The organism is Rickettsiales bacterium (assembly GCA_035765535.1).
Lineage (GTDB): Bacteria > Pseudomonadota > Alphaproteobacteria > Rickettsiales > JABCZZ01 > JABCZZ01.
The window spans coordinates 1-20,850 of record DASTXE010000004.1; the positions used below are offsets into that span (position 1 = coordinate 1).

At 53.8% G+C, this 20,850-nt stretch carries 20 protein-coding genes; 6 read left to right on the plus strand and 14 right to left on the minus strand.

Annotation, left to right across the window (positions count from 1 at the left end; genetic code table 11):
• Window positions 1-149 precede the first annotated feature (149 nt).
• Window positions 150-1,847, minus strand: coding sequence for a 2-isopropylmalate synthase (gene leuA / locus VFT64_05880; protein HEU5047359.1), 1,698 nt, complete (start codon window positions 1,845-1,847; stop codon window positions 150-152).
• A 146-nt stretch (window positions 1,848-1,993) separates the two neighbouring features.
• Here leuA and VFT64_05885 point away from each other — a divergent pair, with 146 nt between their 5' ends.
• Window positions 1,994-2,464, plus strand: coding sequence for an Lrp/AsnC family transcriptional regulator (locus VFT64_05885; GenBank protein ID HEU5047360.1), 471 nt, complete (start codon window positions 1,994-1,996; stop codon window positions 2,462-2,464).
• A 20-nt stretch (window positions 2,465-2,484) separates the two neighbouring features.
• Here VFT64_05885 and ychF read toward each other — a convergent pair whose 3' ends face one another.
• Window positions 2,485-3,576 (minus strand): redox-regulated ATPase YchF, encoded by a 1,092-nt coding sequence (gene ychF, locus VFT64_05890; protein ID HEU5047361.1) that lies wholly within the window; start codon window positions 3,574-3,576, stop codon window positions 2,485-2,487.
• Window positions 3,577-3,651: 75 nt separating this feature from the next.
• Entirely contained in the window at window positions 3,652-4,074 is a 423-nt protein-coding gene (locus VFT64_05895) for a helix-turn-helix domain-containing protein (protein HEU5047362.1), read from the minus strand.
• Between the two features lie 142 nt (window positions 4,075-4,216).
• Here VFT64_05895 and VFT64_05900 point away from each other — a divergent pair, with 142 nt between their 5' ends.
• On the plus strand, window positions 4,217-4,501 hold the full coding sequence (locus VFT64_05900; GenBank protein ID HEU5047363.1) for a hypothetical protein: 285 nt from the start codon (window positions 4,217-4,219) through the stop codon (window positions 4,499-4,501).
• Window positions 4,502-4,551: 50 nt separating this feature from the next.
• Here the strand turns inward: VFT64_05900 and hemH are convergent, their stop codons facing one another.
• A complete protein-coding gene (hemH, locus tag VFT64_05905; protein ID HEU5047364.1) occupies window positions 4,552-5,577 on the minus strand; it encodes a ferrochelatase in 1,026 nt (341 codons plus the stop codon).
• A 79-nt stretch (window positions 5,578-5,656) separates the two neighbouring features.
• Here hemH and VFT64_05910 point away from each other — a divergent pair, with 79 nt between their 5' ends.
• Entirely contained in the window at window positions 5,657-6,919 is a 1,263-nt protein-coding gene (locus VFT64_05910; GenBank protein HEU5047365.1) for a dicarboxylate/amino acid:cation symporter, read from the plus strand.
• Between the two features lie 69 nt (window positions 6,920-6,988).
• On the opposite strand, the gene VFT64_05915 is transcribed toward VFT64_05910, so the two are convergent.
• From VFT64_05915 to lptD, 8 genes are all read right to left on the minus strand, one after another.
• Window positions 6,989-8,578: a lysine--tRNA ligase gene (locus tag VFT64_05915; protein ID HEU5047366.1), complete on the minus strand. Its 1,590-nt coding sequence runs from the start codon at window positions 8,576-8,578 to the stop codon at window positions 6,989-6,991.
• Between the two features lie 237 nt (window positions 8,579-8,815).
• Window positions 8,816-9,688 carry a prepilin-type N-terminal cleavage/methylation domain-containing protein gene (locus VFT64_05920; protein HEU5047367.1) on the minus strand — a complete coding sequence of 291 codons (873 nt, stop codon included), beginning with the start codon at window positions 9,686-9,688 and terminating at the stop codon, window positions 8,816-8,818.
• 26 nt (window positions 9,689-9,714) lie between these two features.
• Complete coding sequence (locus VFT64_05925; protein ID HEU5047368.1) at window positions 9,715-10,569, minus strand: prepilin-type N-terminal cleavage/methylation domain-containing protein; 855 nt, start codon at window positions 10,567-10,569, stop codon at window positions 9,715-9,717.
• Window positions 10,570-10,757: 188 nt separating this feature from the next.
• A complete protein-coding gene (gene truA, locus VFT64_05930; GenBank protein HEU5047369.1) occupies window positions 10,758-11,501 on the minus strand; it encodes a tRNA pseudouridine(38-40) synthase TruA in 744 nt (247 codons plus the stop codon).
• Window positions 11,488-12,423, minus strand: a complete 936-nt coding sequence (gene lipA, locus VFT64_05935) for a lipoyl synthase (protein ID HEU5047370.1) — start codon at window positions 12,421-12,423, stop codon at window positions 11,488-11,490. The genes truA and lipA overlap by 14 nt, the downstream gene beginning before the upstream one ends.
• Window positions 12,424-12,460: 37 nt before the next feature.
• Window positions 12,461-13,132, minus strand: coding sequence for an RlmE family RNA methyltransferase (locus tag VFT64_05940; protein ID HEU5047371.1), 672 nt, complete (start codon window positions 13,130-13,132; stop codon window positions 12,461-12,463).
• Between the two features lie 145 nt (window positions 13,133-13,277).
• On the minus strand, window positions 13,278-14,720 hold the full coding sequence (locus VFT64_05945; protein HEU5047372.1) for a peptidylprolyl isomerase: 1,443 nt from the start codon (window positions 14,718-14,720) through the stop codon (window positions 13,278-13,280).
• A 9-nt stretch (window positions 14,721-14,729) separates the two neighbouring features.
• Window positions 14,730-17,078, minus strand: a complete 2,349-nt coding sequence (gene lptD, locus VFT64_05950) for an LPS assembly protein LptD (protein HEU5047373.1) — start codon at window positions 17,076-17,078, stop codon at window positions 14,730-14,732.
• A 363-nt stretch (window positions 17,079-17,441) separates the two neighbouring features.
• Between lptD and VFT64_05955 the strand changes: the two genes are divergently transcribed.
• The 3 genes from VFT64_05955 (at window position 17,442) to VFT64_05965 (ending at window position 19,590) form a co-directional block, all read left to right on the plus strand.
• Window positions 17,442-18,029: a hypothetical protein gene (locus VFT64_05955; protein HEU5047374.1), complete on the plus strand. Its 588-nt coding sequence runs from the start codon at window positions 17,442-17,444 to the stop codon at window positions 18,027-18,029.
• Window positions 18,030-18,366: 337 nt separating this feature from the next.
• The gene (locus VFT64_05960; GenBank protein ID HEU5047375.1) at window positions 18,367-19,083 is read left to right on the plus strand and encodes a hypothetical protein; all 717 of its coding nucleotides are present in this window, start codon (window positions 18,367-18,369) and stop codon (window positions 19,081-19,083) included.
• Window positions 19,084-19,218: 135 nt separating this feature from the next.
• The gene (locus VFT64_05965; GenBank protein HEU5047376.1) at window positions 19,219-19,590 is read left to right on the plus strand and encodes a hypothetical protein; all 372 of its coding nucleotides are present in this window, start codon (window positions 19,219-19,221) and stop codon (window positions 19,588-19,590) included.
• Between the two features lie 138 nt (window positions 19,591-19,728).
• Here the strand turns inward: VFT64_05965 and nuoI are convergent, their stop codons facing one another.
• Together nuoI and VFT64_05975 are read right to left on the minus strand one after the other, a co-directional pair.
• On the minus strand, window positions 19,729-20,217 hold the full coding sequence (gene nuoI, locus VFT64_05970) for an NADH-quinone oxidoreductase subunit NuoI (GenBank protein ID HEU5047377.1): 489 nt from the start codon (window positions 20,215-20,217) through the stop codon (window positions 19,729-19,731).
• Window positions 20,201-20,830 carry a DedA family protein gene (locus tag VFT64_05975; GenBank protein ID HEU5047378.1) on the minus strand — a complete coding sequence of 210 codons (630 nt, stop codon included), beginning with the start codon at window positions 20,828-20,830 and terminating at the stop codon, window positions 20,201-20,203. Before VFT64_05975 ends, nuoI begins: the two co-directional genes overlap by 17 nt.
• Between the last annotated feature and the right edge of the window lie 20 nt (window positions 20,831-20,850).

The window sequence follows — 20,850 nt, forward strand, 5'->3', positions numbered from 1 at the left end:
TGAACGACACCAAACCGTTCAACAGCGGGCAGGACAAAAGCATGCTCACCACCGCAGTGGATGCTATCGTAGCGTTCTAACGCTAAAACAGACCAATGAAGCTGCCCGTAACAACACGGGCAGCTTTTTTTGTTTAAGCGCCGCTATCGCTAGGAGGCGGCTGCGACCGGCACAGCAGAAGCCGCAACTTTGCATCTGCTTACCGCACTAATGAGAGCCTTAATGGAAGCGGTAATAATATTGCTGTCAATGCCTGCACCATACACACCGCTTTTCCCGGACATCGGGAGAACCTCCACAAACGCGCATGCCTGCGCATCGCCACCATGCTTACTCGCATTGATCGAGCGCTCTTCATAACTGCCTACACGAACAGCAATTCCCAAGTGCGACAGCGCATTTACAGCAGCATCGATCGGGCCGTTACCGGCACCCGCCAAGCGGTGATGATGACCATTATACGTCACGAACAATTCGATTCCCTGAACATCGTCTTTCTGGAAAAGCGTATGCGCGTGATAACGTAATACCGACTGCGCCTCCAGATAGGTGCGATCAAAGAGCTCTCTGATAACTGCCGCACTCACCTCACCGCCTTGTGTATCCGCGTGAGCCTGAACGACAGAAGCAAAATCAATCTGCATACGGCGCGGAAGCACAATGCCACTTTCCGCTTCAAGCAAATACGCTACACCGCCCTTGCCTGACTGGCTGTTAACACGGATGATGGATTCATAGCTGCGCCCGAGATCGGAAGGATCGACAGGTAAGTAAGGTACATTCCATAAAGCGTCAGGCTTCTGCACCGCAAATCCTTTTTTGATCGCATCCTGATGCGAACCGGAAAAAGCGGTGAATACAAGGTCACCCGCATAAGGATGGCGAGGATGAACCGGAAGCTGCGTATAATGCTCCACCGTGCGACGGATATTATCGATATCGGAAAAATCGAGTTCAGGCGAAACTCCCTGCGTGTAGAGATTGAACGCCAGCGTCACGAGATCGACATTACCCGTGCGCTCACCATTGCCGAAAAGACATCCTTCCACGCGTTGCGCACCTGCCATCATTGCGAGCTCTGCCGCCGCAACCGCAGTGCCCCGGTCATTATGAGGGTGGACACTCAGAATGACACTATCGCGGTTCTGCAAATGCATATGCATCCATTCAATCTGGTCGGCATAGATATTCGGAGTCGCCACTTCCACGGTAGCGGGAAGATTCAGGATGATCGGATTCTCAGGCGTTACCCCCCAGGCATTCGTCACTGCATTGCAGATGTCCAATGCGAAATCTAGCTCTGTCGCCGTGAACGTTTCCGGGCTATACTCAAGCACCCACTCTGTCTGCGGCATCGTAGCAGCAATCTCCTTCACCAGCTGCACACTGGCAACCGCCATGCCGATCACTTCCTCCCTGTTCATACCGAGCACCATGTCACGGAACGGTTTAGAGGTAGCATTGTATACATGCACAATAGCGCGGCGCGCGCCCCGCAACGATTCCATCGTGCGGCGGATCAGATGCTCGCGCGCCTGGGTCAGCACGGCAATCGTGACATCTTCCGGGATATGATTATTTTCAATCAAAGTGCGTACGAAATCGAAATCCGTCTGCGAGGCCGACGGGAAAGCGACTTCAATTTCCTTGAAACCGATCTCGCAGAGCATGGTGAACATGCGCAACTTCTGCTCCGGTGAAAGCGGCTCGAAAAGCGCCTGATTGCCGTCACGCAAATCCGTGGACTGCCAGATAGGGGGATGAGTGATGGTCTTGTCCGGCCAGGTGCGGTTGATCAATGCCACTGGGGTAAAAGCGTGGTATTTGAATGAAGGCTGCGATAACATAACGAATCTCCTGTATTTAACGATGAGAAGACTTTAGCTCATATCGCGCGCTATTTCTGTGCGTATTCAGCGTATATTTTAATATACATGGCATTATATGCCATATTATATATAAATAATGGAATAATATTTCTTATGGATACATAATGAAAATAGATCGCATTGACCGGAAAATTTTGAAAGTGCTGCAGGAAAATGGTCGCATCAGCAATCAGGAGCTGGCTGAAAAGGTTGGCCTCTCGCCATCGCCTTGCCTGAGAAGATTAAAGGCGCTGGAAGAATCCGGCATCATCACCGGCTATAAGGCGCTGCTGGATGCCAAAGCATTGGGCTTTACGCTCGCCGCCCTGATTCATATTTCTATGGATAAACACACACCCGAGCGCTTCGAGCATTTTGAATCCGAGATACGCAAAATCCCTGAGGTGGTGGAGTGCCTCCTGATCACCGGCCAGCAGGCGGATTTCTGCCTGAAAGTCTATGTCCGGGATATGGAGGATTACCAGGAACTGCTGCTCAAACGTATCACCCGCATCGAGGGCGTGAGCGGCGTGCATACCAGCTTCATACTGCGCCAGCCGAAACACACGAACATGGTTCCGGTGGAAGCATTATAGGGGATACTCTGCAGAATCTCTTACACATTAAAACGGAAATGTAATACATCACCGTCTTGTACCACATATTCCTTGCCTTCCAGGCGCAGTTTGCCAGCCTCTTTCGCACCCTGCTCGCCATTAAGCGAAATATAATCGTTGCAGGCAATCGTTTCAGAGCGAATGAACCCCTTTTCAAAGTCCGTATGGATGACACCGGCTGCCTGCGGTGCGAAACTTCCGCGCGCAACTGTCCAGGCCCTCGCCTCTTTCGGCCCTATCGTGAAGAAGGTAATCATATTGAGCAGCGAATATCCTGCGCGGATGAGCTGCGCGAGTCCTGTTTCCTTGAGCCCCAGCGCTTCGAGAAATTCACGCTTATCTTCTTCGCTCGGCAGCTGCGCGACTTCGGATTCGATCTTGGCCGAAATCACTACCACCGGGGCATCCACCTTTTCCATCACGGCTTTGGAGTAATGATTGCCGGTCGCAGCGCTGGCCTCTTCAACGTTGCAGACATACAGCACCGGTTTCGCCGTCAGCAGCTGCATGTTGCGGATGATCCTGCGTTCCACATCATTCGCCGGAACCACCGTGCGTGCGGGCTTACCTTCGGAGACCGCTTTCAGCAGCTTTTCCATGATCTCCACCTGTTCTTTCGCGTCCTTATCGCCCTTGGCTTTCTTCTGCAGCGCAGGCAGGCGCTTCTCCAGGCTTTCCATATCGGCAAGCACGAGCTCGGTCTCGATGATTTCCGCATCGTCCAGCGGCGAAATACGGCCTTCTACGTGCGTAATATCGCCATCGTCAAAACAACGCAGCATATAGATGATCGCATCCACTTCGCGTATATGCGAAAGGAACTGGTTACCAAGCCCTTCGCCTTTGCTCGCACCGCGCACGATGCCTGCGATATCGACAAATTCAAGCTGAGTCGGAATGATCTGCGCGGAGCCTGCGATTTTCGCAAGCTTGTCCAAACGCTCATCCGGCACGGCAACTCGGCCTACATTCGGCTCGATAGTACAGAACGGATAATTTGCCGCTTCCGCCGCCTGCGTTGCCAGCAGTGCGTTGAACAAGGTTGATTTGCCGACGTTAGGCAGGCCGACAATGCCGCAATTGAAACCCATGGGAAATCCGCTCGATAATTGATGTTATGCAAGGTGTAATAGTGAGAATTCGCTAAAAAGCAATAAAAACCGCCGTCAGGCCGCCTTATCCTGCTGCTCTTGCGCTTCATTCTTGGTGCAATGCGCCTTAAGCAGTTGCTCTATCTTTTCGAGCGGAACGCCGCGATATTCCAGTCCCCACGTGCAAAGCGCCGCAAGGATAGGCTCAAGCCGCTTGCCGATCGGCGTGATACTGTATTCCACGCGCGGCGGCACTTCCGGGTAAACCGTGCGCGTAATCAGGCCGTCACTTTCCAACTCGCGCAACTGCTGCGTCAGCATTTTCTGCGTCACGCCCGCAAGCGACTTGCGGATCTCGCTGAAACGCAAAGTCTTACTGCGCAACTGGAACAAAATCGGCAATTTCCACTTCCCACCGATGATCGCAATGGCGGAAACCATCGGACAGTTGGCCGGATTCTGCACAGGGTCAAATACGGGCATATCGTTTAAAGTCATAGAATTCCTCAATAGTATATTTTTGGGTACTATATAACTTAATAGTGCCTACTTGTCAAAAATATAGCAGGCATATAAATCACACCATGAGTGCGCACTCATATTTGTTCATTTTAACAGGCTACTTTAAGGAGACTAACTCATGACGCAGTGTACGAACGAAAATACGTGCAGCACTGAAAACAACCCGAAATCCAATGAAAATTGTACGATCGCAGAAGACATTCTTTGCCTTGCCAAAAGCGCAAAGCATGAGTTGCTGAAAGAGAAGATGAAAAAAAGCTTCGAAGCAAAGATCGGCAAGAAATTGGATAAGGTTGCCGAAGTCGCCGTGGATGCGGTGCTTGCCTGCCTGCAGCAGAAAATGGCTGCGAAACAGGCATGCGAACAGTATCGTGAAGACCTGATGGCTGCTTTCAAAAGCTAAGCTGTAAGAAAAACGCCTGCTCAACCTCCCCCGGATGGGCAGGCGTTAACTTAAGATTTCCACTCCGTAAATCCGCATTTACCAAATTCTTTGGGGCACTGACGGCCAAGTGAATTGGAGCAGTTTGGATAAAGCTTCGTCGCTTCCACGAGCCATGCGAGCGCCTGAATGAATTCAGGATGCGTACCGAGCGCCGGAACGCGCGTATAGCTGACGACATTGCTCTTGCTCGCCACACGGCGATATTCGATATCGAGCTCCACGAGCGTCTCTGAATGCTCGGAGACAAACGCAATCGGCACCACGACCACCGGCACGCCGTCCAGCCCTGCCCGCTCAATTTCATCCGTAGTGGAAGGTCCAAGCCATTTCTGCGTGCCTACGCGGCTCTGATAGCACAAGGCATAATCTATCGATTCAAGTTTGCGCATGATCGCAGCAACGGTTTTTTCCACCTGCCATTGATACGGATCCCCCTTGTCAATGACACGCTGAGGAAGCCCATGCGCGGAAAAAAGAATGCGCGGCTTGCCGAAACGCTCCGCCTCCTGGCAGGCTTGCCGGATAAGCTGGATATGTGCGCCTATAAACTGGTTATCGAAAGGATAGCAGCATATCGGGTGATGCTCCGCCAGCAGTCCCTGCTGTCTGGCCTGCACATACCATTCAGCAAACGCGCTGCCGGTCGTTGTCGAAGAGAATTGCGGATAGAGCGGCAGCAGCACGACTTTATCCGGATCATATTCTTTTACTTCCGCCACCACTTCCTTCACAAAAGGGTGCCAATAGCGCATCGCCACAAAAACCTTATAATTACCGCGCAGCTCAAGCTCTTCCTGTAGGGCGTAGGCCTGGTCCTGCGTGTGGGCGAGCAGCGGCGACCTGCCGTCTATCTCTTCATAGATTTCCTTGGCTGCGGGCGCGCGGCCGGAAGCAATAAACTGCGCCACAAGGTAACGCAGCGGCTGCGGCAGCGGGATAATGGCCTTATCATTAAACAGGTTGAACAGGAACGGTTTCACCGACTCCAGTGAATCCGGGCCTCCCAGATTAAATAATACGACCGCCGTTTTCATTGCTTTCTCTCTGACAAATTCCTTGTATATATAAACATGATTGGCGTATAAAACCACCCAAATATTCAATGAGGTTGATATGAAAGTATGGCAGAAAGTATTAGTTGCGATGGTGCTCGCGGCCATTGTCGGCTACCTGACAAACAAGAGCGGCCCACTGCATTATGACGGCAAGGAAGTCATGACTTCCTATATCCTGCCATTCGGCAACGCATTCATGAACCTCATCAAGCTCGTTGTGGTTCCGCTGATCTTTTTCGTCATCGTTACCGGCGTCACCAGCATCAATGACGGCGGCTCTTTCAAACGCATTGGCAGCAAGGCAGCCATCTTCTTTATCGCCACCGCATTGATCGCCGTCGTTATCGGCGTGGTATTCGGCGTGCTCTTCCAGCCGGGCCAGGGCGTAGATCTCAACCAGCTGATCTCGCGCGCAGCTCCCCAGCATCATACGGAAGGCGATACCGGGTTCGGCCTCTCCAAATTCATCTCCATCTTCATCGCCGACAATATCGTCGGTGCAATGGCAACGAACGAACATCTCGTGCAGGTCGTCTTCTTTGCGATCTTCATGGGCATCACGATCAATTCGTTCGGCGCAAAAATGCAGCCGATTAAAGATTTCTGCAAACTGGCCTCACAGATATTCTTCAAGATGATCGGCTATATCATGGATCTCGCTCCCTACGGCGTATTCGCGCTGCTCGCGCCGATGGTCAGCACGCAGGGGATCGACCTGCTGCGCGATCTGGCCTATCTCGTGCTGGTAGTGCTGAGCGCGTTCGTGCTGCAATACGCGCTGTTCGCCGTCATACTGATTGTGGTCGGCAAACTCTCCCCCTGGCCGTTCTTCCGCAAGATGGTGGAAGTGCAGCTCGTGGCATTCTCTACCAGCAGCAGCAAAGCGACTCTGCCGACCGCCATGCGCGTGCTCAATGAACGTATGGGCGTGAGCGAAACCAGCACGGATTTTGTCCTGCCGCTGGCTGCTTCCGTCAACATGGTGGGCATCTCCATCTATCTCAGCATCTGCTCGCTGTTCGTGGCCCAGGCTTGTGGCATCCACCTCGCCCCGCACCAGTATATCATTCTGATGGTGACAGCCACGCTCGGCGCTATCGGCGGCGCAGGCATCCCGGGCGGCTCGATCGTGATGATGGGCATGGTGTTCAACTCCATCGGCCTGCCGCTCGGCGGCATTGCGGTAATCCTTGGAATCGACCGCATTCTGGACATGCTGCGCACCGTGCTGAACCTGACCTGCGACTGCTTGATGACCCTGGTCATCGACAAGTCGGAAGGTACGTTCGACATCGTGAAATACAACGATCCGAATCTGTAATCACGGACATCGGATAACAAAAAGGGGATGCATTTGCATCCCCTTTTTTATGCTCAAAACTTGGCAGCGTTACGCAGCAAGGCTTTCACCCTTCAGCACCTTGCTGATCAGATCGGCCGTCTGCTCACGTCCGTAAAGCGCAATGAACGAACCCATGCGCGGCCCCGTGCTCTGGCCGAGCAGGATTTCATACAGCGCACCGAACCAGAGTTTCAAGTCGGTGAACGGGTGGTTCTTGCCGATCTCATAGATCTTGTTCTGCACGTTAGCCGCAAATTCATCCGTCACTTCCACGCAGAGCAGGTAGTCATGCAGTTCCTGAAGTGCAGCGCGTTCCGTGGCATCCGGCGCCCGGTAATGCTTCGTAGGCTTAATGAAGTCATGATAATAAGTGACCGCATAAGCAGCCAGCCTGTCAAGGAACGGACAGGTTGCTGGCGTCGCCTGCGGTATATAACGCGAGATGAATCCCCACAGCACGGATTTATCATGCGGATTGCACACGCTCGCCAGGTTCAGCAGCAGGCTGAATTTCAGGCCGCTTTCCGGCTTAGGCGGATTGCCGTTATGAATGTGCCAGACCGGATTATCAAGCTTCTTGGCTTCGTCCGTTTCCGCTGCAAACTTTTCAAGGAATGTCAGGTAATCGTCCACCTGCTGTGGAATCACGTCGAAATAAAGCCGCTTGGCCTTACGTGGCGACTGGAACATGTAATAAGCGAGGCTTTCCTGCGGCGCATAACGCAGCCACTCATCAATCGTGATGCCGTTGCCCTTGGATTTGGATATCTTCTGTCCCTTCTCGTCGAGGAACAATTCATAGCAGAACTGATTGGGGGGATTGCCACCCGCAATACGGCAAATAGCGCTGTAAAGCTCGGCAGAAGCCAGATGGTCCTTGCCATACATTTCATAATCCACGCTGAGCGCGGCCCAGCGCATGCCCATATCCGGCTTCCATTGCAGCTTGCAATGCCCGCCAGTGACTGGCACCTCTTCCTTGCTGCCGTCTTCTTCCAGATAAACAATGGTGCCCTTTTTAGGGTTCGTCTCAACGACCTTGGCCAGCAGCACCTTGCCGGAACGCGGTGAGACTGGCAGGAACGGGCTGTAAGTCTGCTGGCGTTCTTCGCCGAGCGTCGGCAACATGAGGTCCATCACCTGCTGGTAACGCTCCAGCAGGATCAGCAATGTCGCATCGAATTCACCGCTCTTATACGTCTCCGTAGAGCTTTTGAATTCATACTCAAACCCGAAATGGTCGAGAAACTCGCACAGCCGGTTATTCATATGCGCGCCGAAACTCGCATGCGTGCCGAACGGATCGGGAACAGAGGTGAGCGGCTTGCCCAGATTAGCGGCAATCATTTCCGGGTTCGGAAGGTTTTCCGGCACCTTGCGCAATCCATCCATATCGTCTGAAAACGCGATCAGGCGGGTCGGAATATCCGAAATACGCTGGAATGCATGACGCACCATGCTTGTGCGCGCCACTTCCCCGAACGTGCCGATATGCGGCAAACCCGAGGGACCATAACCGGTCTCAAACAGCACATAGCCTTTGGCGGGCGGAGCTTTTTCATAACGCTTCACCAGCGCTACTGCTTCCTGGAACGCCCATGATTTTGCCTGCTCTGCCAGTGCCTTATCTATCGTCATCGCTTTTCTTTCTTACGTAAAACTATGTAACACGCCCGGAATATAGCTGATTCTCGCGGTTTTTACATATTTTTTTATCATACATCCAGAAACGGCTGTATGTGGTCAGCAGGCTAGTCGCCGGAGGCGTTAGACTCATTGCAAAAGCCAGCTGGCTTTTGCAGGAGTGATATAATAACTAAAAAAAATACCCCGCCGAAGCGGGGTATCCAGGAATTTAGTTAATTACGCCAGATATTAGTTAAAGCGCCAGCGCATCGTGCAAAGCGGGCTATTGCCACCACTGCCTGTATTGACATTATAAGTGTCAGACAATGTGGTAGAGTTAGTGCCCACTGTGCAAGCTGTTGATGACGAGGACGTGGAAGAAGCAGCTGCGTTACCAGAAACAAGTGCTGCAATGATGTCACCCGTGGAACCGCGAGCCTGATTGCTGCCCGTATTCGGCATGCCGTCATCCACCTTCTTGTCCATATTATACGCTTCAAGCGGAGTAATATTGGCTGCCCTGGTCGTATATGCCGCCGTACCTGCAGCACCACCTGTAACCGTCGTCAAACCGGTCATACCATAGTAGTTAATACCGCTATCCGAACCCACGGTAATGTAATTGCCACGCCCTAACTTTGCAGCGGGAAATTCATTAGCGATAGTGATAGTTGCAGCCTGACCGGTCGTAAGCGTAATGTCGCTACCGTAAGAACCATCCATCAGGCTTGCCTGCGAAAGCTGGTACCAGAAAAGCAATGGTTCACCTACAGGAGTATTAGCGCTGTTAGGATCCTGAACTAAACCGTTGCCATCCCCAAGACCGGTAGTACCCGCTGTACCTGCGGTACCGCCGACAAGACCGAAGCTAACGGCTGAAGCCGCGGTAAGGTCACCCGGAATGCCGCTGAACTTGTTACGGAAAGTATTGACCGCCGTATTATATTTTTCGATCTGGGCAATCGTAGCACGCTGTTCAGCCGCTTTGATAAGATCCTGCCCGGTCAGAATACCGCCAACAATAAGGCCAATAATGACTAGCACGATCGAAAGTTCGATCAGCGTAAAACCGCTTTCCGCTTCACGCATCTCTGTGTTGTAATGTAATCCGGCTTTAGTCATAAAATCTCCCTGGTTGAGACTGAAAATTAATTAAAACGAACACGAAGCGAACATGCGGGATTGGTCGCCGTCAAATCATAAGCGGTCGGAGTCGTGGCACTGTTTACACAACCCGCTGTCGAACTGGTATATACAAGCGATCCGGTTGTAAAGCCGCCTGCCGCGTTAAGAGCGGTAGTGGCTGCATCAAGAGCAAAGACAGAACCTGTTGTGGGAATACCGTCATCCGTCTTTTTATCAATATTGTAGGATTCCTGTGCGTTCATGTTGTTCGTTGCAGTATAAACACCCGCAGCAGTAATGCTGGTAATGCCCGCAATAGCGTAGTAATTGATCCCGTTCGCGGAACCAACCGTGATATAATTGCCCCTGCCGAGCTTAGCGAGCGGCAAATAAGTGCTGACCGGAACAGAACCGGAAGTGGCTGTAGTTACACCCGCATTCGTAATATTAGCTGCTGGGACAAATGAACCATCCACCAGACTGGCTTGGGACATTTCCAGCCAGAACATTGCTGGTTCACCTATAAATTTCGTAGCACCGCTACCGCCTGAACCTTCAATTAAGCCATTGCCGTCGCCAATACCGGCAGCGCCTGTAAAGCCAACAGCCCCATCAATTCCGAAGCTGGTCGCACTAGCCGCGGTCAAATCCCCCGGAATGCCCCCGAACTTGTTACGGAAGGTATTGACCGCAGTATTATATTTTTCGATCTGGGCGATTGTAGCGCGCTGTTCTGCCGCCTTAATAAGATCCTGCCCTGTCAGAATACCGCCAACGATAAGGCCGATGATAACCAGCACGATGGAAAGTTCGATAAGGGTAAAACCTTCCTCATTAGCCTGGTTAAAACTCTTTGTATTGTTATGGGATACTGGCATGGGCACTCCTTCACATGAATTGTTCGTTTTCAGAGCATACTGCCGACAGGTAAAGAATTCGTTAATTCATCGCCAGGTTGCAATAATATACCCTCAGATTATAATTGTCTAACGTGCAACACATCTCAAAATCAAATAAAAAACGTTATGAGAAGCCCTCCAATGGGCCGTTTTCGCCACAAGGCTGATTAATAAGCAACAGTCGTCAAATACAACCCTTGCGGAGGCGCGGTCTCTCCACCGGCCCTGCGATCCTTTGCTGCCAGTGCATCCAGTAATTTAACGCTGTCCCATTTTGCGTTGCCTATAAGCCTGAGCGTGCCTACCAGGTTGCGCACCTGATTGTGCAAAAATGAGCGTGCCTGCACATAAATGTGAATTTCTTCACCTATTTTTACCACGTCCAGACGATCGAGTGTCTTAAGAGGGCTCTTAGCCTGGCATATACTGCTGCGAAATGTAGTGAAATCATGATGCCCGAGCAGCAATTGCGCTGCCTCATGCATCGCCCCCACATTGAGCGGCTCGGCAATATGCCATGCACGCGTCAGATCGAGTGCAAGCCGGGACTGCCTATTGATAATCCTGTAAAAATAGCTGCGCGACTTCGCACTGAATCGGGCATGGAAATCAGGATCCGCCTCTTCCGCCGCCACAACAGCCACTTGTGAGGTAAGAGGCTGTAAATGATAATTGATTCCATGCATAACATGGTAACCGGTGAGAGAACGCGTAATATCGACATGCGCCACCTGCCCGGTCGCATGCACCCCGGCATCCGTGCGCCCGGCGCCAGTTACTTCCTGGAATTCTCCGGATAATTTCGCGACCGCTTCTTCCAGATAGCCCTGAATGCTCGGACGGTCCTTCTGCTTCTGCCAGCCGGCAAGGCCCGTGCCGTCATATTCGATCGTCAGCTTAAAGCGCGGCATGTTTCGCGGCGTTTTCCGCTAACAATTTCACTTCACGGGCTTTTTTCATCTCTTCAAAATCTTCGCCGGCATGGTAGGAAGAACGCGTAAGCGGGCTGGAAGCCACCATCAGGAAGCCTTTGGCACGCGCCACACGCGCATAATATTCGAATTCTTCCAACGTCACATACGCTTTGACCGGCGCGTGCTCAGGAGTGGGACGAAGATACTGACCAATCGTAATAAAATCGACATCAGCAGCACGCAAGTCATCCATCACCTGCAGCACCTCATCCTTCTCCTCGCCTAAGCCCACCATAAGACCCGATTTGGTGAAAATGGAAGGATCGATCTCCTTCACCGTCTTGAGCAGATGCAGAGAATTGAAGTAACGAGCACCGGGACGAATAGTCTTGTAAAGCCTTGGAACCGTCTCGATATTGTGATTATACACATCCGGCCGCGCCTTCGCGACCACCGCAATGGAGTCTGATTTGCGCAGGAAATCAGGTGTCAGCACTTCAATCGTGGTTCCGGGCGATTTTGCACGGATTTTTCCGATACATTCCGCAAAATGGGTAGCGCCGCCATCGGCCAGGTCATCGCGGTCTACCGAGGTTACCACCACATGGCTTAATCCCAGTTTTGCTATAGCTTCCGCAAGGTTATCCGGTTCATGCGGGTTCAATGCCCCCGGAACACCGGTCTTGATATTGCAGAACGCACAGGCGCGCGTGCAGGTATCACCCATGATCATTACGGTCGCATGCTTCTTGCTCCAGCATTCGCCGATATTCGGGCACGCCGCTTCCTCGCATACCGTATTGAGTTTGAGGTTATGGATCACCTCGCGCGTAGCATTATATTCATTGGATGTTGGCGCTTTTACCTTGATCCAATTGGGTCTTACGAGCTTTTCTTCGGTCTGTTGCATTTCAGTCATAGGTGCATTCTAGCCACAATTAAGCAAATGTACAGTATTATGGCCGAAACCCTGTGGCAACCACAAAGGTTTCCGCCGAATCCTGCCGCGAAGCCTTCGGCTTGGCGTGCTTCACCGAAACAAAGTGTTTCTTCATACGTTCCAGCAACTTATTTTCCGTACCGCCCTGCCATACCTTGGCAACGAATACCCCACCCGGTTTCAGCACTTCCATGGCAAATTCAAACGCCGCTTCGACCAGCAGCACGATCCGCAAATGATCCAGGCTCGGCTGACCGGACGCGTTCGGAGCCATATCGGACAACACAATATCCGCCTCCCCCATCAGATCTTTCAACGCCTGCGGGGCTGCATCGTCCATGAAATCCATCTGCAGCAGCGTCGCCCCAGGGACAGGCGAAATCTCCAGCAGGTCGATCCCCACCACATTACCTTCCCCGCATTTGGCAACCGCCACCTGCGACCATCCGCCCGGCGCGGCCCCCAGATCCACAACCTGCTTTCCGGCCTTCAGGAACTGGAATTTCTCATCAAGTTCAGTAAGTTTATAAGCCGCGCGTGAACGATACCCGTCCTTTTTAGCCTGCGCCACATACGGATCGTTCAGCTGGCGCTGCAGCCACCGCGAAGACGAAACACTCCGGCCGCGTGCCGTTTTAACGCGCACCGATAGGCCACGGGAAGATTTATCGGATGGTTTCTTGGTCATAGGCTTTATTCATAACATTATTAATCCGGCTTCACAAACCTATCGTTAAGCCGGAGGAGCGAAGCGACGACCCCGCTTTAGCGAGGGGGGCAGCGTAAGCGAAGGGGATGATTTCATCCCCCTTTAGCCAAAAAAAGTCTCACACCTACATTCCTCTTATATCGACAAACGCTTCCCTACGCAGGTTGCGCATATATTTCTGTGCTTCCAGTTCGAGCTTCTCACTAAATATCGCCTGTCGTATCGCCTCATCCGAAGCGGAAGGAACTTCCTCATTATTTTCAGCCTGTTGCTTGGAAACAGGAGCTTCCGCACGTTCGCACAAAGCATAAATCCGCACACCGCTTTCGGTGGCAATAGGAGCGGAAACACCGCCTACTTTAAGCCCCAGCAGAACGTCGCGCACATTCGCTGGCATATCGTTCGACATGCGGCGCATGAACGTAGTGCCCACTTCTATATTACGTGCATCCCCCGCATTAATATTCTTGGCTACGCAAAGATTCGGGGTCTGGGCTGCCGATTTACTGGCCTTCATCAACTGGGCCCGCCAGTTTCCTGCTTTCTGCCTGGCGCTGAGGATAATCTGCCGGAACGCCAACTCAACATTAGATAAAGGCTTGGCAGGAGCGCTCGCAACCGGCGCCGGTTTTGCCTCTTCCTGTTTTTTATCCACATCTACCAGCCGGATAATCTGGTAACCGCTTTCCGTCTTCACAGGTCCACTTACACCGCCTTTTTTAAGTTTAGCAAGTGCGGTGCCGATAGCCGGATCGAGCTGTGAAGCCTCCACCCAGAAAGGCTCCGTTGAACGCGCACCGCGCGCACCCGAGGAGAACTGAGACGCAATCGCATCGAAACTTGCGCCGGCATGAATTTCCTCTGCCAGCTTTTCCGCCGCACGGCGCACGGAAACTTCATTCTTGGGAGAATCGATCGGGAGCAGAATCGTCGCGATCATAACCTGCCCAACCTTGGGGCCTTCCCCATTACCGGCAAGCTCGCCGCTGTTATGGTCACTGCCACTATTCTCCGCCGAGGTTTTGCGCTGCGTATAATGGGCAACTTCCTGGTCACTGATACGGATACCCGGGCGGACTTTCTTCATCACGATCTCTGCCCACGCTGCCTGTGCCTTGATCTGTGCCACAAAAGAGGCCTTGGGAGCGTGCTTATCATCCAGGAACTGCTCCAGACTGCCTGGTGCTTTACCGTTCTGCTTTTCAATACGTGCAATCGTATCGTTCACCTTGGCGTCATCCACGGTGACCCCTTCGGTAGCCGCATCCTGCAACTGCAGTTTCTCGTCCACCAGCTGACGCAGAATCTGCGGGGCAAGACGGGCACGGTTTTCATCCGTATCCGCGATGCCGGTCATCGCCATGACAAGCCGGATACGGTCGTCAAGGTCGATGGAAGAGATAATCTGGTCGTTCACGATAGCAACAACTTTAACGCCGCCACTGGGCTCGCTCCAGGCTGCGGTAGCCGAAAGACCGGCAGCCAGCAAAACCGCCAGGGCTGCAAAGCGCCTCATCTTATGAACAGCGGCATCTTGGGAAAATCCGGACAGGGTAACAGCACGCATAGGATCGCCTCAATTGAGTTGGGGTGGAGTCGTATCGTTAAACAGGGTTTTATCATTAATATCGGAAACAGGCGCAGGTTCATTCACGGGAATGATGCTGCCCGCGCCGGGAGTATAGCTGGGTGTAGAGCCGCCGCCGAAGCTTTGCAGCACCACCATGACCGAGAAGGTTGTGGAAGGCTTGACATCCTGTACGGTGATATAGCTGCGGCCGATGGAAGTATTAACCGTCATGCATTCATTATGGAAAATCAGCCCCGTACCCAGACCGACCGTCCCCTGCGAAGGATTAAGCAGGTTGAAAGCGGAACTGTTCGCGGTGGTTGCGGTTGACGTTGTTGCGTTACTGCCAAGATCCTTACGGCCAGAAACACTCCATGTCCAGTGCTTTGTCAGATCGACGGAAGTATCGCCGAAAATCGATTTACGGTCACCGAACAACGGCTCGTTATGCAGAGAGATAAACGTTGCATTCACGGTAACGGGGGCAAGGGAAAGGCTGGAAACGATTTCGTTGCTGATGGGGCTCAGCGTTTCGCGGTCAAGCCGGAAACTGTATGCCGCGTCGAACCCGCCATATTTCAGCGCAAGCCTTCCCACATAATCGGAATAATGCGCCCGCGTCGAGCTGGCGATCGGGAAAGGATTCTGCGGGTTATCCTCATAAGCCTGGCCGGCCAGCCATTGGATATATTCATCATCTGCAAATTGCAGCTGCCCGCGCGTGCCGTAGGTTCCGCGCATGCCGGATTCAAGCTGGTCCAGCCCGGTAAAACGGTTATTGGAGAACAGATTGATATCGCTCAATTCAGATATCTGGCTATCCTCGTTGGGAATCGTGGTCGGCATATGCCGGTTAGGGCTTGCGGCCGCTTCCACGATCGGAGCGATCATAAGGCTCTTGCCATCCCCGAGCCGGTTAATAAACGGATAGCGCCAGTCGAAATCCACTTCCGGAATCACGCGTGCCTGCGTACCGCTGAAAGTCTCACCTGTCGTGGGATTTACCGTCTGATTCACAATGTTATAGGCATCCCCGCGCACGGACGCTCCAAGATCCATTACTTGCCCATCACGTGTGACGTAAGGCAGTTTCCAGCTTGCCGTGCTGGAGACTCGCTGGTCGCTGTCGCCCACCTGGCGTTCCAGCACGAGCGCACTGCTATCCAGCATCAGCCTGGAATGATTGGAAAACGGCGCGCTTTCAACATGCATTTCGGCCTGAGGCAAGATATAGGGCGATTGGTTGGAGATATCCTGCGGCTGCAGTCCCTGGAACGCCAGACTCTCCACAAGAGCATAATCGCGGTCGTTAATCCGCTCCGCATACAGACGTGAAGTCAGCATGTCCTGCCAGCCGATACCGTATAACGCCAGGAATGTATTATCGCTCGTGCGCTCCATGTCGATGCCGGAATTCCAGTGCTCGCTGAGCTTCATGGTACCGTGCGCGTCGATATAATCGCGTACTTCCGTCCCGGAAACGATATTGCCCGCGGAATCGCGGTTATAGGCGTTAATGATAGCACCGTGGATTTCATAATAGGCGTTCTCGGTCATATGACGGAACTCCGCCTGCAGCATGGGACCGTTTTCGCCGCCGATATACCAGGGCGTGAGCGTCATATCCATATTCGGCTCAAGGCTCAGGTAAACCGGCTGCTTGACGACGTTGCCGATCGTGCTGTCATGGTAGTATTGCGGCATGAGCAGCCCTGACTGGCCGGGAGCGTCCGGTGTCGGGTGCGAGAAATACGGCGTATAAAGCACAGGAACGCCATATACATCCATAAACGCATTATGATACTTCACGCGCTTGATATTCTCATCGATCGTGACATCCTGCGCGGACATCTGCCATAACGGTGACTGCGGCGGCTCTCCGGGCTTGACGGCGCAGACCTGGCAGGGGGAATAAACCGCGTCCTTGAGTTTGGTGACATTCTTGCTGATTTTCTGCGCCTCGCGCGCGGCAAACAGCGAATTATCTTTCAGGCGTGCGCGGAATTCCTTGACGACACCCTTCTCCAGCGATTGTTTGAGCGCCAGTTCCTTGGCAAACAGCACATCGCCGCCTGGCTCCAGCACACTGACATGCCCGGTCGCATAAACCGTGTCCGTGCGCTGATTGTAGGAAACCTTGTCCGCAAGGATAATCGTATCCCCCTGCACCACTTCCACATGCCCGGCCGCCACCGCCGTGCCTGTATGCTCGTCATAGCCTATGGCCTGCGCCGTCAGCATTACCGGCTGTTTATTGGAAACTCCGTAACTCTCAAGTGCACGCGCAGAAACGCTGCCGAAAACGGCAAGGGCAAGAACACAAGCGGATACTACATATTTCTGGCCGACCGACACGCTCAATTTACCGTAGAAACACCCTCAATTTCAGTATGATGACCAGCCGCGTACAAAACGCCGCCACACCCAAGTAAACGTACCATATCGCATGCAGGCTAAATTGCAACAGTAACGCTAAAATAATGGCTTAGCCTGTCAAAACGCTCAGCAGTCACAAAACCGTCACAATTCCCAAATTGTGAGCCATTGCGGGAACTGGTAAAATGAAGCTGTCTTGCTTGCGTTTCTCTGTCCTGGAAACCTATCCGGAAGAAACAATGGCTGAAGCCAGCATAACTGAGTCACTTGCTGGCCCGTATATGCTGGTCGAAAAAGACACGACCTGTCCCACGCTTCGGTGTGGGCGGAAAGCAGGTTACAGTGAAGTCCATCCCGCAGGAATGGAGGCGGCACCTCAGGACGGCGCGAGACGTCGGCCTCTGGCTCCTCCTCGCCGCCAGCGGAGCGGTCGGAATCTACCTCGTGCACCGCAACGACGCCAGGACGATGAGCGACTACGTCGTCATCGCGCTGCTCGTCGGTATGACGGCGCTCGTGGTAAACGTCCCCGGCCTGTTCACGCGGCCCACCAGCAAGCTCGAACCCATTCCCGTCACCTGGGTGTGGATCGGCATCCGCTCGAAGCGAGTGCTGTTCGTGTGCTGGCTGTTCCTGATGCTCATCGGCACGTTCGCCGCCATCCCCGTCGTCGCAGCCTTCATCGGTCTGTGGTGGTGGCTGCGGCGCAAGGAGATCGTCGCGACCATGCCCCCCCTGACCATCTGGCTCAAGGACGGGCAGCCGCACAACTACACCTACGGCGGCAGGGTCGACGGCATGCCGAAGGTCTGCCCCCGGGGCACGATCGTGATGGTTACGGGTGAGGGCGACTACGCCGTCTTCCACCCGGCCAGGCCCCTGGATCTGCCGAAGTCGCTGACTCCGGCGGAACCGACGGCGCAGCAGTAACCGCGCCAGCGGCCCGGTCCTCGTCCCTCCCGCGTGGGGGACAGGGCTGGGCCGCAAGCGATTGCCATTTAATCACACAAATCCCCCCGAATAATTTACAGGAATATACGCTAACTCGTCACAAAACCGTCACAAACCCACGGTTGTGAGCTATTGCGGGAACTGGTAGAATGAAACGGTCTGCCACATTCTACGCTTGGGAAAAATTCCTGAGGAGAATACGGCTAAGGCCAACATACAACTGACTTCGTGTTGGCTTGTCACTGTTGTCGCCTGAAAAAGACAACTATGCCTCACCTAATCGAGATTCAGGTGCAGGCAGAGGAGGAGTTACATCGTGAGCACCACTGAGTCCACGAACGTGGACACGGGCACGGTCGCAACCGACGTGGCGAAGGCGAAGAGGCACCGGATCCTGGCGGCCATCTACTGGGTCGGCGCGATCATCGGCGGCAACCTCGCCATCTACTTCTGGTCCGTCGTGTCGAGCGCCTCGTCCGGCGTCAGCTACGACCCGAACACGGGTGCGCCCATGCTCACCGACGGCAACTCGGCCGGCCCGAACATCACGGCGAACTTCGTGTACAGCATCCTGGGCACCGTGTTCTTCGCCCTGGGCTTCATCGTCCGGTCCGGCTGGTTCCGCAACAAGCCGCGCAACGGCCGGTTCGGCGCCGTCCTCAACCTGGCGCAGACGCTCGGTGTCCGGCGGTTCTACCTCGTCGTCGCGCTGTGCCTGACCATCGTCACGAGCTACGGCTGGCGCGGTCTGACCATGTTCGTCCTGATCGTGGCCGTGTACCACCTGTACAACCGTCTCACGGCGGCCAAGGTGGAGGCGGCGAACACGATCAAGGCGAAGGAGCTGGAGATCGCGGGCGCCAACCTCGTCGTCAAGGGGCTGGACGGCACGCCGACCGGCTACACCTTCCAGGGGAACTTCCCCATGGAGACGGTGCAGAAGTTCGGTCTGACCACCGGGCACGTGTTCGTCCCGCAGGTCAACGGCAGCGTCAACGTCTACGAGCTGCCGAAGACCGGCAAGGTCGGCTGACCGACAGCACTGAGTAACATCCGCTAGCGTGCCGGGCCCCCGTCCCCTCCCCCTCGGTGGAGAACGGGGGCCCGGTCCGCGCACTGTCTATTAAGACTAAGCTCGCTTCACCGCGAGCAGGAAGGAGTACCTGTCATGAGTGACGAGGACCCTCGCAAAGAGCTTTACGGCGACAACATACAGGGAATCGCACCTTGGCAAAACATCTCGGGCGGTTCCGACAGTTATGCCGCAGCGCACGACTTCCGTCCGGCAGAGCCTTACGTCGGAGACCCAAGAATGGGCGGAAACGCTCCCTACGCAAGCGCCCCTTACCGCGCACCGCGGCCGAGGCGCTCGTGGAAGCAGAGGGGACAGTCGTTCCTCGAATGGCTGCTCACTCTCGTGTTTCTGGGAGTCGTGGCTATCATCGGCTCCATTAACATCTGGGCCGGTGTGGTAGCTTTCGTCGCATGGATCGTTATCGCTGCCATCATCAGGCAGCGTGTGAGGAAGGGACGCAAGTGAACACAATCACTTTCACCCAACTTCCTCGCGGCACGCCGGAATCCTCTCGTCCTTCGGGGCGGAGGGTTCCGGTCTGTGTCGCAAATCTGCATTCTGGAACCTCTTAGAGGTCCAGCCAAAATTTAGGATTTTCGGATTCTACCTGTACGGCGCGTCTGCTTCGATATTGGCACGGATCGCCGGTTCCCAGCGCTCACCATTGCCAATCAGCTTATCCTTATCATAGAACAATTCTTCGCGCGTCTCGGTGGCGAATTCGAAGTTCGGGCCTTCCACAATCGCATCCACCGGGCAAGCTTCCTGGCAGAAACCGCAATAGATGCACTTGGTCATGTCGATATCGTAACGCGTCGTGCGGCGCGAACCGTCATCACGCACTTCCGCTTCAATCGTGATGGCCTGCGCCGGGCAGATCGCTTCGCACAATTTGCAGGCGATGCAGCGTTCTTCACCGTTTTCATACCGGCGCAGCGCATGCTCGCCGCGAAAGCGCGGGCTAAGCGGGCCTTTTTCATACGGGTAGTTGATCGTGACCGGGCGGCGGAAGAAATAACGCAGCGTCATCGCTAAGCCGGAGATCATCTCAAACAGGAAAAAACTGCGTATCCTTCTATATGCTGTTAGCATTGGCTTCCCCTCCGGTTTCTTTACGGGCCTTATGGCGTCTTATATACAATATAATCATTACCGCAACCACTATCAACACCGTCGCCGTGGCGTAAGGCGTGTAATGCTTGACCAGCGCTTTATTGCCGCCGATCAGATAGCCGATCATGATCAGTATTGCCATCCACACGCCCGCTCCCACGGCGGTGTAAAGGCTGAATTTCTTAACATTCATCCTGCCAAGCCCTGCCGGGAATGAAATAAAATGACGCAAGCCCGGCACCAGACGGCCTGTCAGCGTGGAGATTTCGCCGTGGCGGGCGAAGAAGCCGTCGAGCTTCTCCATTCTTTCATGGCTGAAGAACATGTATTTGCCATAAGCATACAGGAATCTTCTGCCGTAATGGTAGGCAATATAATAATTGGCAAGCGAACCGGCAAGCGAGCCCAGAATCGCCGTGAGCAGCACAACAATGCCGTTCATTTCTCCCTGGCTTGCCAGATACCCTGCCGGGATCATCGTGACTTCAGCCGGAAGAGGCACGAACGTGCTCTCCAGAAACGTCATGATAAAAACGCCGGTGTACCCAAGGCTTCCGACAAAATCAACCAGCCATGATGCAATCGCTTCCACTGTCAGCCTTTCTGTTTGCG